The organism is Sphingomonas radiodurans, assembly GCF_020866845.1.
In the GTDB taxonomy this organism is placed as follows: domain Bacteria; phylum Pseudomonadota; class Alphaproteobacteria; order Sphingomonadales; family Sphingomonadaceae; genus Sphingomonas; species Sphingomonas radiodurans.
Genome location: NZ_CP086594.1, coordinates 3,251,671 through 3,267,324 on the forward strand (window position 1 = coordinate 3,251,671; position 15,654 = coordinate 3,267,324).

General features: G+C 66.9%; 13 protein-coding genes. 8 read left to right on the plus strand and 5 right to left on the minus strand.

The window, feature by feature from the left end; translation table 11 throughout:
* Nucleotides 1–119: 119 nt before the first annotated feature.
* Nucleotides 120–2,759: an EAL domain-containing protein gene (locus LLW23_RS15300; protein ID WP_228946354.1), complete on the minus strand. Its 2,640-nt coding sequence runs from the start codon at nt 2,757–2,759 to the stop codon at nt 120–122.
* 80 nt (nt 2,760–2,839) lie between these two features.
* On the opposite strand from LLW23_RS15300, the gene LLW23_RS15305 reads away from it, so the two are divergent.
* From LLW23_RS15305 to LLW23_RS15330, 6 genes are all read left to right on the plus strand, one after another.
* Entirely contained in the window at nt 2,840–4,360 is a 1,521-nt protein-coding gene (locus LLW23_RS15305) for a fumarate hydratase (protein WP_228946355.1), read from the plus strand.
* A gap of 223 nt (nt 4,361–4,583) precedes the next feature.
* Nucleotides 4,584–5,225, plus strand: coding sequence for a DUF969 domain-containing protein (locus LLW23_RS15310; RefSeq protein WP_228946356.1), 642 nt, complete (start codon nt 4,584–4,586; stop codon nt 5,223–5,225).
* Entirely contained in the window at nt 5,222–6,124 is a 903-nt protein-coding gene (locus tag LLW23_RS15315; RefSeq protein ID WP_228946357.1) for a DUF979 domain-containing protein, read from the plus strand. Before LLW23_RS15310 ends, LLW23_RS15315 begins: the two co-directional genes overlap by 4 nt.
* Nucleotides 6,121–7,104 carry a DUF2891 domain-containing protein gene (locus tag LLW23_RS15320; RefSeq protein ID WP_228946358.1) on the plus strand — a complete coding sequence of 328 codons (984 nt, stop codon included), beginning with the start codon at nt 6,121–6,123 and terminating at the stop codon, nt 7,102–7,104. Before LLW23_RS15315 ends, LLW23_RS15320 begins: the two co-directional genes overlap by 4 nt.
* Before the next feature lie 63 nt (nt 7,105–7,167).
* Complete coding sequence (locus tag LLW23_RS15325) at nt 7,168–8,103, plus strand: NAD(P)H-dependent flavin oxidoreductase (protein WP_228946359.1); 936 nt, start codon at nt 7,168–7,170, stop codon at nt 8,101–8,103.
* 57 nt (nt 8,104–8,160) lie between these two features.
* Entirely contained in the window at nt 8,161–8,952 is a 792-nt protein-coding gene (locus LLW23_RS15330; protein ID WP_228946360.1) for an enoyl-CoA hydratase/isomerase family protein, read from the plus strand.
* A gap of 178 nt (nt 8,953–9,130) precedes the next feature.
* Here LLW23_RS15330 and LLW23_RS15335 read toward each other — a convergent pair whose 3' ends face one another.
* Nucleotides 9,131–9,409 (minus strand): chorismate mutase, encoded by a 279-nt coding sequence (locus LLW23_RS15335; protein ID WP_228946361.1) that lies wholly within the window; start codon nt 9,407–9,409, stop codon nt 9,131–9,133.
* 63 nt (nt 9,410–9,472) lie between these two features.
* On the opposite strand from LLW23_RS15335, the gene LLW23_RS15340 reads away from it, so the two are divergent.
* Entirely contained in the window at nt 9,473–10,483 is a 1,011-nt protein-coding gene (locus LLW23_RS15340; protein ID WP_228946362.1) for a polyprenyl synthetase family protein, read from the plus strand.
* Between the two features lie 180 nt (nt 10,484–10,663).
* On the opposite strand, the gene LLW23_RS15345 is transcribed toward LLW23_RS15340, so the two are convergent.
* Nucleotides 10,664–11,611, minus strand: a complete 948-nt coding sequence (locus LLW23_RS15345) for a cation diffusion facilitator family transporter (RefSeq protein WP_228946363.1) — start codon at nt 11,609–11,611, stop codon at nt 10,664–10,666.
* A 200-nt stretch (nt 11,612–11,811) separates the two neighbouring features.
* Between LLW23_RS15345 and LLW23_RS15350 the strand changes: the two genes are divergently transcribed.
* Nucleotides 11,812–12,999: a glycosyltransferase gene (locus tag LLW23_RS15350; RefSeq protein ID WP_228946364.1), complete on the plus strand. Its 1,188-nt coding sequence runs from the start codon at nt 11,812–11,814 to the stop codon at nt 12,997–12,999.
* A gap of 735 nt (nt 13,000–13,734) precedes the next feature.
* Here LLW23_RS15350 and ctrA read toward each other — a convergent pair.
* Both ctrA and LLW23_RS15360 read right to left on the minus strand, forming a co-directional pair.
* Nucleotides 13,735–14,433: a response regulator transcription factor CtrA gene (gene ctrA / locus LLW23_RS15355; RefSeq protein WP_228946365.1), complete on the minus strand. Its 699-nt coding sequence runs from the start codon at nt 14,431–14,433 to the stop codon at nt 13,735–13,737.
* Nucleotides 14,434–14,532: 99 nt separating this feature from the next.
* The gene (locus LLW23_RS15360) at nt 14,533–15,645 is read right to left on the minus strand and encodes an AI-2E family transporter (RefSeq protein ID WP_333473776.1); all 1,113 of its coding nucleotides are present in this window, start codon (nt 15,643–15,645) and stop codon (nt 14,533–14,535) included.
* Between the last annotated feature and the right edge of the window lie 9 nt (nt 15,646–15,654).

Below are 15,654 nucleotides of genomic sequence, written 5' to 3' on the forward strand. Positions count from 1 at the left end.
CGTCCTGCTTCCCCGGAGCGGCCATGATACGCAAGCCACAATTTGTCATTGGCCGACCTCGGCTGACCCGGACGTGACCAGCTCGTTGCGCGATATACATATACGCAACGCGGAGCGCCTCAGCCCGCCTTGCGCGTGAGCTTCGACGTCGGCTGGTTGAGCCGCTCCAGATTGAAGTTCTGCGCGAACTCGAGGCCGGCGCGGCCGTCGGCGGCCCAGCGGATGGTGGCGGGGAACAGCTGGTTTTCGAGCAGTTCGATCTGCACGTCGACGCCGATCGCCTCGTCGGGGAATTCCACCCCGTCGATCATCGCGCCGGTCGCGGAAATGTTGCGGATGCGGACTTCGCCGGCTTCGTCGCCCATCTCGATCCGCGCCGAGCGCAGCATCTTGGAGCGGTTCGCACGGCTGACGCGATGGCCGACGGCGGTGATCCGCCCGCCATCCGTGATCAGCTGTGCCAGCACGTCCTCGGCGCGCGCCGGGCGACCGTAGACGAAGCCCTGGATATGGCTGCAGCCCAGATCGCGGATCAGCCCGATCTCGTCCTGCTGCTCCACCCCTTCGGCAGTCGTCTCCATGCCGAGCGTGTCGGCGAGCGTGACGATCGCCTTGATGATCGCCGCGTTGCGATTGCCCGATTCGATCGCGCCGCGTACGAAGCTCTGGTCGATCTTGATCTTGTCGAACGGCGCCTTCTTCAGATAGCCAAGCGACGAATAGCCGGTGCCGAAATCGTCGAGCGCCAGCCGCACGCCGATGCCCTTCAACGCCTTGAACATCTGATCCGACGACGCATCCTCGTTAAGGAACACTCCTTCGGTGATCTCGAGTTCGAGCCGCGCGGCGGAGATGCCGGACGAAGCGATGGCGCTGGTCACCACCGCCGGCAGTGCGGGGTTGGCGAACTGGATCGGCGAGACGTTGACCGCGACCCGCACATTCTCGGGCCAGCGCGCGGCCTCGGCGCAGGCGGTGCGCATCACCCATTCGCCGATCGCGTCGATCAGCCCGCATTCCTCGGCGATCGGCACGAAGTCCGCTGGGCTGATCGCGCCGCGGGTGGGATGGACCCAGCGCAGCAGCGCTTCATAGCCGACGATCCGCGCGTCGCCGGTCGAAACGACCGCCTGATAGGCAAGGTGGAACTGGTCGCTTCCCAGCGCCTGCCGAAGGTCGTCCTCCAACCGCTTGCGGTTCTGCGCGCCCTCCAGCATCTCGTCGCGATAGAAACGGTACATGCCGCGCCCGTCCGCCTTGGCGGCATAGAGCGCGAGATCGGCGTTGCGGATCAGTGTCTCGCTGTCGTCGCCATGTTCGGGTGCGATCGCGATGCCGATCGAACAGCCGATCGCGATTGACGAGCCCTTGATGAAATAAGGCTGTGAGAGCGCGGCGATGATTTCCTGCGCCAGGCTGCCGAGGCTCTCGCGGTTGCCCTCGCTCGGCAGCACGACCTGGAATTCGTCGCCGCCCAGCCGACCGACGAGGCCGGCGTCGCCCACCGCGCGCTGCACGCGCTGCGCGACCTGCTTCAACAGCTCGTCACCGATCTGATGCCCGAGCGTGTCGTTGACCGTCTTGAAGCGATCGAGATCGAGCAGGAACAGCCCGGTCGTCGTGCGCGGGCCTTGCGCGGGCGCCAACGTCTGATCGAGCGCGAGCCGCATCCGCTGGCGATTGGCAAGCCCGGTGAGGCTGTCGAACAGCGCAAGGCGGTTGATCTCGGCATCGGCGCGGCGCCGCTCGGTGAGATCGGAACCCGAGCCGATGAAGCCCTGGAACCGCCCGAGATCGTCAAGCATCGGCCGGCCCGAGATCGACCACCAGCGATCCGCCTTGGTCTCGAACGCCGGGCGCACCGAATAGTCCGAGAAGCTGGTGCGCGAGGACAGGTGGAAGGTCAGCGTGCGCTCGGTATCGACCAGCGTCGAATCGACGCGGAAGATGTTGACCAGCCGCTCGCCGATCGCCGGGGTGCCGAGCGCGGCGAGTTCTCGCGCGACCTTGTCGGTCAGGTAGCTGACGTTGCCGGCGCGGTCGGTTTGCCAGAACCAGCCAGTGCCGTGGCTTTCATATTCCTGCACCAGCCGTGCGGCGAGGCGCTGGGCCTGCTCCTCCTCGCCGCGCGAGGCGAGAAGCTCGTGATCGCGCAAGGCGACGCGGCACACGCCGACAGCCAGCGCGACCGCGAGTAACGCAGCCGCCGCTGCGGCTAGCCCGAAGCCGGCGGTGATTGGCACCATCGCGGCGAGCGTGGCGGCGAAGGCGAGCGATGCCGCGCGCACCGCATGCAACGCAATCGCGGTGAGCACGATCGCGCCGAAGCCGAGCACGAACCCTGTCACGCGAAGCGAGCCGCTCGGCAGTCCGGGCGATAGGCCCATCAGCAGCGATAAGGTGACGCCGAGCAGCGCCGCGAGAATCGCCAGCGCGCCGATCCGGAGATGCGGCGGGAGTTGGCTGGCGGCAGGCAGGGCAAGGAGGCCCCAGCAGGCCAGCCCGAGCACACTGAGCGCGGCGCCAAGCGTCGTCGCTAGTGCCGTCGGTTCGTGCCAGAGCGCCAGCGCGCCGATCAGTCCCGCTGCGGCGAGCACCAACACGCCGACCACCACCGGCCACAGCGCCGCCACCTCGGATAATCGCGCCGCTGCGGCATTGTGCGCGCGATCGTCGTCGGAGGGCGCCAGCCCGAGCGCCACCCCGAGGCGCGGCTTGGTGGGCGGCAGGTCAGGCAATACGCGGCGAACAGATCCCATTGATCCACGATAAGCCGCGATCATTGGGAAAGGGTTAGCGGCCGTTGCACCGATCGCCTTCACCCCATAGTGAATCGTGCATGACCACGATCCGCGCCGCAGACCTGATCGAGAGCGTTGCCGATGCGCTCCAGTTCATCAGTTACTATCACCCGATGGATTACATCCGCGCGCTCGGTGAGGCGTATGAGGCGGAACAGGGCCCGGCGGCCAAGGATGCGATCGCGCAGATTCTGACCAATTCGCGGATGTGCGCGGAGGGGCATCGGCCGATCTGCCAGGATACCGGCATCGTCAACGTGTTCGTCAAATGGGGCATGGACTGCCGGCTCGACGATACCAGCCGATCGATGCAGGAGGTGATCGACGAGGGCGTGCGCCGCGCGTACCTCCACCCGGAGAACAAGCTGCGCGCCTCGGTGCTCGCCGACCCCGCCTTCACGCGCCGCAACACCAAGGACAATACGCCGTGCGTACTGCACGTCGACATGGTGCCGGGCAGCACGGTGTCGGTCGACGTCGCGGCGAAGGGCGGCGGCTCGGAGAACAAGTCCAAGTTCAAGATGATGAACCCGAGCGATTCGATCGTCGATTGGGTGCTCGAGATGCTGCCGCAGATGGGCGCAGGCTGGTGCCCGCCGGGGATGCTCGGGATCGGCATCGGCGGGACGGCGGAGCATTGCGTGCTGCTCGCCAAGCAGGCGCTGATGGAGCCGATCGACATGGGGCCGCTGAAGGCGCGGGGGCCGCGGAACGATATCGAGGCGCTGCGGATCGAGATCTTCGACAAGGTCAACGCGCTGGGCATCGGCGCGCAGGGGCTGGGCGGCCTGTCGACGATCCTTGACGTCAAGATCAAGGACGCGCCGTGTCATGCCGCGGGCAAGCCGGTGGCGATGATCCCGAACTGCGCCGCGACCCGCCACGCGCACTTCACGCTCGACGGTTCTGGGCCGGCTTTCCTTGAGACGCCCAATCTAGCCGAATGGCCCGACGTTCACTGGACGCCCGACAAGGCCGCGATCCGGGTCGATCTGGATGCGCTGACGCCGGAGGTGGTGCAGTCGTGGAAGCAGGGCGATCGGCTGCTGCTCAATGGCAAGATGCTGACCGGGCGCGATGCGGCGCACAAGCGGATCAAGGACATGCTCGATGCGGGCGAGCCGCTGCCGGTCGAGTTCGCGGGCCGCGTGATCTATTATGTTGGGCCCGTAGATCCAGTGGGCGAGGAAGTTGTCGGGCCGGCTGGACCCACGACCGCGACGCGGATGGACAAGTTTACGCGCATGATGCTCGATCAGGGCCTGCTCGCGATGGTTGGCAAGGCCGAACGCGGCCCGGCGGCGACCGACGCGATCCGCGAGGGCAAGTCGGCATATCTGATGGCGGTCGGTGGCGCGGCCTATCTGGTGGCGCGGGCGATCAAGGGCAGCAAGGTCGTTGGGTTCGCGGATCTCGGGATGGAAGCGATCTACGAGTTCGAGGTTCAGGATTTCCCGGTGACGGTCGCGGTGGATAGCGAGGGCAACAACGTGCACCAGCTCGCCCCGCTGGTGTGGCGGGACAAGATCGCGCGCGAGTGGTTGTTGCAGCCGGCTTGAGCGAAGCCCCTCCGTTCGTCCCGAGCAAAGTCGAGGGACAGTTCCAGGTGAGGCATCTGGGGCTTGTGCCTCGACTTCGCTCGGCACGAACGGGTTTTTAGCGCGCCGCCGTCATGCCGGGCTTGTCCCGGCATCCACCGTGCCGCACACCTGACGCAATGGGATACGCGGCACAGTGGATCTTGGCACAAGGCCGGGATGACGGATTGAACGACGCCGCCTGATGCTTGTCCTTTCCGGCATCGCGATCATCGCGCTCGGCTTTCTGCTGCGCTTCAATCCGATGCTCGTCATTGCGGCGTCGGCGCTCGTTACCGGGCTGGCGGCGGGGATCGATCCGCTGGCGATCCTCGCGGCGTTCGGGAAGGCGTTCAACGATACGCGCTATGTGACCGCGATCTATATCGTGCTGCCGGTGATCGGCCTCCTCGAGCGCAATGGGCTGCAGGCGCGGGCGCGGGCGCTGGTGGCGGGGCTGAAGGGGCTGACGCTCGGGCGGTTGTTGATCGCGTACCTCGGGTTTCGTCAGGTCACCGCGGCGCTGGGGCTTACCTCGGTCGCGGGGCATGCGCAGACGGTGCGGCCGCTGATTGCGCCGATGGCTGAGGCTGCGGCGGGGGAGGCGCATGATCCCGAGAAGGTGAAGGCGCTGGCGGCGGCGACCGACAATATCGGGCTGTTCTTTGGCGAAGACATCTTCATTGCGATCGGATCGATCCTGCTGATGAAGGGCGTATTGGAAGGATACGGCATTTTTGTCGAGCCGCTGCAGATGTCGGTATGGGCAATCCCGACCGCGATCGCGGCGTTCGTGGTGCATGGCGGGCGGCTGTGGTGGCTTGATCGGCGGGGGCGACGGGCATGATCGGGCTGAACCTGGTCTATGGCGTCGCGGGGCTGGTCTTCCTCGCCTTCGCCGGGCTTTCGGCAGTGGAGCGGCGCTGGGCGAACACCGGCTTCTATGCGTTGATTGCGACGAGCTTCGTCGCCGGCGATTGGCTCGGCGATATCGGCAACGGCGTGCTCGTGCTGGCGTTGGTCGGCATCGCGGCGAGCGGGCGGATGCGTCGGAGGGTGGACTCGGCGGCACCCGTGGAGCGCAGCGCGATGGTGTTCGTGCCGGCGCTCGTCATCCCGGCGATGGCGCTGATCGGGACGTTCGTGTTCAAGCAATTTCCCACTGTTTTCGATCCTAAGCAGGCGACGCTCGTTGCGTTGACGGTCGGCGTGCTGCTCGCGCTCGCGCTCTGTTACGCCTGGCTGCGGCCGGCGCCGGCCGAGCCGTTCCGCGCCGGGCGTGCGTTGATGGACGATATCGGCTGGGCCGCTGTGTTGCCGCAGATGCTCGCGAGCCTGGGGGCGGTGTTCGCGCTCGCCGGGGTGGGCGAAGTGGTCGGGGGGCTGGTCGGTGTGGCGATCCCGAGCGGCAGCGTGCTTGGCGCGGTGCTCGCGTTCGGGCTGGGCATGGCATTGTTCACGATGGTGATGGGCAATGCCTTTGCCGCCTTCCCGGTGATGGCTGCAGCAGTCGGTATCCCGCTGCTCGTGAAGACCTATGGCGCCGATCCTGCGCCGGTGGCGGCGATCGGAATGCTTGCGGGGTTCTGCGGCACGCTGATGACGCCGATGGCGGCGAACTTCAATCTGGTGCCCGCCGCGCTGCTGGAGCTGAAGGATGCCAACGGCGTGATCCGCGCGCAGGTGCCGACCGCGCTGCCGCTGCTTGCCTTCAACATCATCCTCTTGTGGTGGATCGTCGCATGAAGCTCCGGGCCGATGTCGCTGCCACCTTCGCGCGACTTACGTTGAGCCATATCGGGCAGCGTTATCCCTATAAGCTCGATCTGGTGCTCGGCGGGCCGGAGGATCTGGTCGAGCCGCATATGCTGCATCCGATCTTCCACGGCAGTTTCGACTGGCACAGTTGCGTTCACGGCTGGTGGCAGTTGCTGACGATCGCGCGGCTCTTCCCCGATCTGGAGGAGGCGGCGCACATCCGCGCGCGCGCCGACGCGATGCTGGTGCCTGACAAGGTGGCGGGCGAGGTGGCGTTTCTCGCGCGGCCGTCAGCGGGCGGGTTCGAGCGGCCGTATGGCTGGGCGTGGGCGCTCGCGCTGCATGGCGAGGCGGTGCGGCATGACGCAGCGTGGGGCGCGGCGCTCCAGCCGCTGGCGCTCGCGTTTGCCGAGCGCTTCACGCAGCATCTGCCCAAGCTCACCTATCCGATCCGCGTCGGCATGCATTACAACACCGCCTTCGCACTGGTCCTCGCGCGCGATTGGGCGGTGTCGCATGATCGGGCGCTGGTGAAGCTGATCGATGCGCGGACGCGCGAGTGGTTCGGCGAGGATCGCGCATGCCAGGCGTGGGAACCGGGCGGGGACGAGTTCCTGTCTCCGGCCTTGTGCGAGGCGCTGCTGATGAGCCGGGTGCGCGGGGCGCAGTTCGCCGGCTGGTTCGATGCGTTCCTGCCCGATGCGGTGAACGGCACCCCCGCGACGCTCTTCACCCCCGCGACCGTTTCCGACCGCAGCGACGGCAAGATCGCACATCTCGACGGCCTCAATCTCAGCCGCGCCTGGTGCTGGCGGTCGATCGCGGCAGCATTGCCGATGCACCCGATCGCGCGCGTCGCGCGAACCGCGGCGGATCAGCATCTTGCCGCCAGCATCGCGCATATCGACGACGATTATGCCGGCACACACTGGCTAGCGACGTTCGCGCTGCTCGCACTCATGGCTTGAAAAGGGCTGGCGCCAAGGAGTGGCGTGTGTAAACCCGATCTTCAAATAATCGGGAGAGGGCGAATGGCACTCAAGACGCGCGTCACCGAGATGCTCGGGATCGAGAAGCCGATCATCCAGGCGGCGATGGGCTGGATCGCGCGGTCGCATTTGTCGTCGGCGGTGTCGAATGCCGGGGGGATGGGGATCATCGAGACCTCGTCAGGTGAGCTCGATGCGGTGCGCGACGAGATCGTCAAGATGCGTGCACTGACCGACAAGCCGTTCGGCGTGAACGTCGCGCAGGCGTTCGTCCGCGATCCCGGCATCATCCAGTTCGTGATCGATCAGGGCATCCGCTTCGTCACCACCTCAGCAGGCGATCCGATGAAATATACCGCGATGCTGAAGGCGGCGGGGCTGACCGTCTTTCACGTCGTGCCGAGCCTGGCCGGTGCGCTGCGCGCGGTCGAGGCGGGCGTCGATGGGCTGATCGTCGAGGGCGGCGAGGGCGGTGGGTTCAAGAACCCGAAGGATGTGTCGACGATGGTGCTGGTGCCGCAGGTGGTCGAGGCGGTCGACGTCCCGGTGGTCGCTGCGGGCGGGATCATGGACGGACGGACGATGGCGGCGGCATTCGCGCTCGGCGCGGAGGGCGTGCTGATGGGCACTCGCATCCTGTCGTCGACCGAATGCCCGGTGCATGAGAACTGGAAGCAGGCGATCGTCGATGCCGATGCGACCGACACCGTATTCCTCAACCGCAGCGGGCCAGGGCCGGCGCTCCGTGCGCTGCGCACCGACCGGACGACGCGGATCGAGAAGGAAGGCACGGCCAGCATCTTCGGGGAGTTCGCGAATACGCAGGCGGTATATTTCGGTGGCGATCTGGAAGCTGGGATCGCGCTGACGGGGCAAGTCGCGGGGCGCATCCACGAGGTGAAGCCGATCGCGCAGATTTTCGACGAGACGATGGCGGAGTATGAAGCGACGGTATCGCGGCTGGCGCGGGCGGCGTGATTGCACGTCACCCCGGCTCGGGGCCGGGGTGACGGAGAAACGGAAGAGGGTTGGACTATGGCCGAGGACGTTACTTACGAGGTTTCCGACGGCGTCGCGACGCTGACGCTGAACCGGCCCGAGCGAATGAACACCATCTCCGGGCCGATGCTGGACGAACTGACGCGGCTGCTGGTGCAGGCTGGCGCGGATCGCGAGGTGCGGGTGATCGTGCTGACCGGCACCGGCCGTGCGTTCTGCGCCGGGCTCGATCTGAACGCGGCGCAGTCGGGCAACGGGATCGGGACGTCCTCGGCCACGTTCGGCGCGACGATCGATCTGCGCAACACACCGCCCACCGTACTCCACGCGCTCGACAAGCCGGTGATCGCGGCGCTCAACGGCTCGGCGGCGGGCTATGGCATGGACATGGCGCTCGGCTGCGACATCCGCGTGATGGCGGCGGAGGCGAAGCTCGCCGCGGCGTTCGTGAAGCGCGGCGTGCTGCCAGAGTCGGGCGGCACGTGGTTCCTGCCGCGGATGCTTGGCTGGGCGAAGGCAGCGGAGATCATCTTTACTGGGCGGACGCTGTCGGCGGCGGATTGCCTGAAGGAAGGCCTCGTCAACGAAGTTGTGCCGGCGGATCAGGTCGCGGCGCGCGCGCGCGAGATCGCACTGGAAATCGCCGCGAACGCGCCAATGGCGGTGCAGGGGGCGAAGCGTCTGATGCGGATGGGCATGGACGAGACGTTCGAGACCCATGTGCAACATGTGTATCTGCAATTGCTGCCGCTGTTCCAAAGCCAGGATTTCCGCGAGGGAATGGCGAGCTTTCTGGAGAAGCGGCCAGCGGTGTTCACGGGGAAGTAGCCAAGGCCGTTCGTGTCGAGCGAAGTCGAGACACCATGGCGTGGTCCGCGCGGCATGTCCCTCGACGATGCTCGGGACGAACGGATTGTGGTGGGACAGGCCCTCCCCCGTCCCCTCCCGCAGGCGGGAGGGGAGAAGAAAGGTGCCCCTCCCGCAAGCGGGAGGGGAAGAGGAGAAGTCAGCCCTGCAGCTGCTCGTGGTGGCGGATTACTTCGTCGATGATGAAGCGCAGGAATTTCTCGCTGAACTCGGGATCGAGTTCGGCCTCCTCCGCCAGCGCGCGCAACCGGCCGATCTGCGCCTCCTCGCGGCCCGGATCGGCGGGCGGCAGCCCGGCCTCGGCCTTGTAGCGGCCGACCGCCTGGGTCACCTTGAAGCGCTCGGCGAGCAGGCAGACGAGCGCGGCGTCGATATTGTCGATGCTCTTGCGATAGCCCCTCAGCACCTCGTCCGGCATTCGTGTCCTCCCATGGCCCCCGTGGTTGCGGCCTTGCGCCCGCGTCCGTAGAGGGTGTCGCAGATGAGCGCCACCGTCCACCGCCTAGCCGGCCGCCAGCCGTCGCTGGATCCGATGATCCAGCTCGTCGCCGCCGACATGAACCTCGTGAATGCTGCGATCCTTGGTCGCATGCAGTCCGAAATCCCGTTGATCCCCGAGCTTGCCGGGCATCTGATCGCCGGCGGGGGCAAACGGATGCGCCCGATGCTTACGCTCGCGAGCGCGAAGCTGCTGGGCTATCCCGGCGCGCGGCATCATCGGCTGGCCGCGGCGGTAGAGTTCATCCACACCGCAACCCTGCTGCATGACGACGTGGTCGATGGATCCGATCTGCGGCGCGGCAAGCGCACCGCGAACATCATCTGGGGCAATCCGGCGAGCGTGCTGGTCGGCGATTTTCTGTTCTCGCGCGCGTTCGAGCTGATGGTCGAGGACGGCAGCCTGAAGGTGCTCAAGATCCTGTCGAACGCGAGCGCGGTGATCGCGGAGGGCGAGGTCAACCAGCTCACCGCCGCGCGCCGGGTGGATACAGGTGAGGATCGCTACCTCGAGATCATCAACGCCAAGACCGCGGCGCTGTTCGCCGCCGCCTGCCGCATTGCCGCGGTGGTGGCCGAGCGGCCCGAGGCGGAAGAAGCGGCGCTTGACGCTTATGGCCGCAACCTCGGCATCGCCTTCCAGCTGGTCGATGACGCGATCGACTATACGTCCGACGCGGGCACGATGGGCAAGGACGCGGGCGATGATTTCCGCGAGGGCAAGATGACGCTGCCGGTGATCCTCGCCTATGCGCGCGGCAACGCCGAAGAGCGCAAATTCTGGAAGGATGCCGTCGAGGGGCGCCGCGACACCGATGACGATTTCGCGCACGCGGTCGAACTGGTGCGGACGAGCCGCGCGGTCGACGATACGATCGCGCGCGCACGGCACTATGGCCAGCGAGCGATCGACGCGATCGGGCCGTTCGCCGGCGGCAAGGCGAAGGACGCGATGGTCGAGGCGGTCGAGTTCGCGGTGGCGCGGGTTTACTGAGGGTCGAGGCGACCGGATTATCCTCCCCTGCAAGGGTAGGGGGACCGCTCGCCGCAGGCGAGTGGTGGAGGGGTGTCGCGCTATCGAGCGGGCGACACCCCTCCGTCAGCGCGTGCCGCGCTGCCACCTCCCCTTGCAGGGGAGGAATGGGTGCAGTGCAATTTAGACGCTTGCAGCCGCCTAAACTGCCCCCGCCCGCTCCAGCCCGCACCGCGCTTCGCCCGTTTCCACCTGCAGCGTCGCATGGCCGATGCGGAAGTCGTGGTGGAGCATGTCCTGTGCCTCACGCAGGAAGGCGTCGCCGGGGTGGCCGGCGGGCATCAACAGGTGCGCGGTGAGCACGGGCTCGGTGGTCGACATCGGCCAAATGTGCAGATCGTGGACGTGAGCGACGCCGGGCAGGGCGGCGAGCGCCTCGCTGACGCGATCATAATCGATCGCGCGCGGCACGGCGGCGAGGCTCATCTCCACCGTCTCGCGCAATAGCCCCCAGGTCTGCCAGAAGATCAGCCCGGCGATCACCAGGCTGACGACCGGGTCGATCCACCCGGCGCCGGTCGCCCAGATCGCGGCGCCGGCAAGCACCACGCCGGCCGACACCGCCGCATCGCCGAGCATGTGGAGATACGCGCCGCGGATGTTGACGTCGCCCTTGCGCCCGCGCGCAAAGAGCCAGGCGGTGACGCCGTTGATGACGATGCCGACTGCGGCGACCGCGGAGATCGTCAGTCCCGGGACGGGGGCGGGATCGCCGAACCGGGTCACCGCCTCGAATGCGATTGCGCCTAGCGCCATCAGCAGCAGCAAGGCGTTGGCGAGTGCGGCGAGGATCGTCGAGCCCTTCAGCCCGTACGTGAAGCGCTTCGACGGCGGCGTGCGGGCGAGCGCCGCGCCGCCCCAAGCGACCGCGAGGCCAAGCACGTCGGACAGATTGTGCCCGGCGTCGGCGAGCAGCGCGACCGATCCGGTCCACAGCCCGGCGGAAGCCTCCGCAACGACATAGACGAGGTTAAGCGCGATCCCGATCGCGAAGGCGCGATCCCAGGTGGCGGGCGCGGCGTGGTGATGATGATCGTGGCCGTGGCCATGCGAATGAGCGTGCCCGTGGCCGTGATGCGCATGCGCCATGGAGGTTGGTTAGCATTGGGGGTGGAGGACCGATAGGGTGCTTGCCGCACGCGTTCGATCGCCCTCACCCTTCCGCGCCTTTGGCGCTCCGTCCCTCTCCCGCTGGGAGAGGGAAGGGGCCCGCGACCCGTAGGGTCGTGGGAAGGGTGAGGGTGATCTGCATGACGGAGGCTTAACCACCGTTCCGCTACACCGGCCGCATGTTGCGCGTGCTGACGCTATCCTCTTTGTTCCCCGATGCGACGCGGCCGAACTTCGGCGTGTTCGTCGAGCGGCAGACGATCGGGCTCGCCGCGCTGGCGGAGGTGGAGTTGCGCGTGGTCGCGCCGGTGGGCCTGCCGCCGTGGCCATTGCGGCGGCACGCGCATTACCGCCCGCTCGCCGGGCTCCCGCCGGCCGAGACGTGGAAGGGGCTCGACGCAATACGCCCGCGCTTCACCGTCTGGCCGGCGACGCAGGGGCGGTTCCACGTCGCGGCGCTCACGCGCGCGCTGGTGCCGGTGCTCGATCGATTGCGCGAGACGTTCGCGTTCGACGTGATCGATGCGTCGTTCTTCTTTCCCGACGGGCCGGCGGCGGTCGCGTTGGGCCGGCGCTATGGCGTGCCGGTATCGATCAAGGCGCGCGGGGCGGATATTCACCATTGGGGCTGCGCGTCGGCGACCGCGGCGCAGGTGCTGGCGGCGGGGCGCGAAGCCGACGGGCTGCTCGCAGTGTCGGCGGCGATGCGCGACGACATGGCTGCGCTCGGCATCCCGGCCGACAGGATTCGCGTCCATCACACCGGGGTCGACCTCGACCGCTTCGTGCCGATCGATCGCGTGGCGGCCAAGGCTCGGCTCGGCGTTGATGGACCGCTAATCGTGTCGGTCGGCGCGCTGATCCCGCGCAAGGGGCATGACATCGTAATCGAGGCGATCGCGCATGTGCCCGGCGCGACGCTGCTGATCGCGGGCGAGGGGCCGGCGCGACCAGCGCTGGAGGCGCTGATCGCGCAGACCGGCGCGCGGGTGCGGCTGCTGGGATCAGTGCCGCACGACGATCTGCCGCAGCTGATCGCCGCGGCCGACGTGATGGCGCTCGCGTCGTCCTCCGAGGGGTTGGCGAACGCCTGGGTCGAGGCGTTGGCGTGCGGCACACCGATCGTGATCACGGACGCGGGGGGCGCGGCGGAGGTGGTGACCGGGCCCGCCGCGGGGCGGATCGTGGCGCGCGAACCGGGGGCGTTTGCGGGGAGAATCGGGGAGTTGCTGGATGCGCCGCCCGCTGCCGCGGCGACGCGCGACTGCGCGCGGGGGTTTACTTGGGACGCGAACGCGGCGGCGCTGCGGGACCATCTCGCGGGGTTGGTTGGCAGGGGAGATCCGAACGGGAATGTTGGTGGTTAGCGGCCTCCGGTTTGCAAACCCGCGCGCCGCCAAACGGCTTTTCTCATTACTGCGTATTGCATTGCCCAGCTAAAGTCCGAGAAACCTGAAGCCGCGTAGCTAAGCGTTCGCTTCGAAAATTTACGATAGATACGGTCCATCAAACTCGTCGAGACTGGAGCCTCGAACAGAAGTATTCTGATCCGCTCGCCTCTACTCAGGTCAGCATCGCACATAGTCGTTTTCTGAACACGATACTCGGCCTGCCGAGGCCCAAACCAAACCCGCGTCGGTCGGACGATGGAGACTGCCCCCACTTCATATCCGCCGTCCTTTACTACCACACCGTCGATCGCAGCCGTCGCGTGGTTAAGTTGTTCCAGTGCAGCCTGCAGCCTCTGCTTGTCGTCAGCGTAACCGATAGGTTCACAAGCAAATGCACTCCCGGTGGCAAGGAGTGCGCCTGTGGCAGCGATCACGATCCGTCGCACGCTCGACATTGCGCGAGCATACGGCAGGACGTCGAAAACGCAGCCACGAATATCGGCTCTACGTCGATAACGAACTGAGCACGGAGCTCGGCTATTGGGCGGGAGCCGCTCCCTCACGGTGAGTTTGTGGGTTGCAGGGGCGACATCGCCAGTCGCGACGGCCTCCACCATCATGCACCGGTGCCCGCGGGGAGGAGCCGGACACGGAAAGGCCGCGGCACCCCCCCGGATGCCGCGGCCTTCTCCCCGATACGCCGGGAGTTCGTCAGGCGACCTTGGCGGCCACCTCGTCGGGTTCGCGCAGCACATAGCCGCGACCCCAGACGGTTTCGATGTAGTTCTCGCCTTCGCATGCCATGCTCAGCTTCTTGCGCAGCTTGCAGATGAAGACGTCGATGATCTTGAGTTCGGGCTCGTCCATGCCGCCATAGAGATGGTTGAGGAACATCTCCTTCGTCAGCGTCGTGCCCTTGCGGAGCGACAGCAGCTCCAGCATCGCATATTCCTTGCCGGTCAGATGGACACGCGCGCCATCGACTTCGACCGTCTTAGCGTCGAGGTTCACCGCCAGCTTGCCGGTCTTGATCACCGACTGCGAATGGCCCTTCGAGCGGCGGACGACGGCGTGGATGCGCGCGACCAGTTCCTCGCGGTGGAACGGCTTGGTCACGTAATCGTCGGCGCCGAAGCCGAAGCTGCGGATCTTCGAATCCATCTCGTTGACGCCCGACAGGATCAGCACCGGCGTCGACACGCGGGCGACGCGCAGGCGTTTGAGCACGTCATAGCCGTGCATATCCGGCAGGTTCAGATCGAGCAGGATGATGTCGTAATCGTACAGCTTGCCGAGGTCCAAGCCCTCCTCGCCAAGGTCGGTCGAATAGACGTTGAAGCCTTCGGCACCGAGCATCAGTTCGATCGCTTTCGCGGTCGTCGGCTCGTCCTCGATCAACAGCACCCGCATGCGTCTTTCCCCCGTTTGCGAGCGCACCCCCTCCGAACAGGGGCGCCCCAAGCGATTCATTAACCAAACGACATCTGAACGCAAAAGGTTAATTAGAGATTAATCCAGCTTTTCTGCCGAGTCGCGCGGTGTGCCGGCGGCGGTGAACAAAGTGCGGTGACGGCGGCGTGGAATATCCTCGCCCAGCGTGTCGCGCAGGTACAGGCTGCGCACGAGCGTGTAGATCACCACCAGGATCGCAGCCGAGAAGAAAAGCCCAAACAGGCCGAACACCGCGCCGATGCCGAGGATCGCGAACAGCGACACCGCGGGCGGGATGGCGATCACCCGGCTGGTGACGAACGGCGTGATGAAATTGGTCTGCACCACGCGGACGGCAGCGAACACGCCGACCGTCCACAGCACGTGGCTGACCGATTGCGTCGCCGCCAGCCCGAGCGCGGGCACCATTGCGGCGAGCGGCCCGACATAGGGGATGAATTCGCTGATCCCGGTCAGCAGGCCGAGCACCGCCGCAGACGGAACGCCGACCCACCACAGCCCGAGCCCGACGAGCACGCCCATCGTGGTCATCTGGATGAGCTGCGCGCGCAGCCACAGCCGCAGTGTCGATGCGGTGTCGAGCAGCGCATCCTCCATCACCGCGCGCTTCGAGGGCGGCATCAGCAGCAGGAAGCCGCGCTCGTACACCTTGGGATCGACCGCAAAGAAGATCGCACCGACCAGCACCAGCAAGGCGTTAAGCGCGAAGCGCCCCGCGCCCTCGGCGAGCCCGCCGATGTCCTGCGCGATCCGGCTCCCGGCGAAGGCGGCGCGCACCGCATCGACCACCTTCGCGCCGACCGGCGACTGCGCCAGCTGCCCGCCGATCTGGTTCAGCACGCCGGGCAGCCGCGTGACGAGCGCATTGGCCTGCGCGCGGAACTCGACCCCGAACAGCCAGCCCAGCAGCCCGATCATCGCCAGCACACTGAGGATTGCCAGCACCAGCGCCGGCCGCGAGGGCAGCCGCAGCCGATCCTCGTAAATCTCCGCAATGGCATGGATCACGATCGCGCCGAGCACCGCGCCGAATGCCAAGATCAGCAGGTTGCCGGTGGCGTAGATGATCGCGGCGAGCGCGGCGACGCCGAGCGTCAGGAACAATCGACGGACGTACCGCGCATCGTCGGCATCGGGGGACAGGCGGTTCATCGCGCAGGTACGCGGCATGTCCGCGCT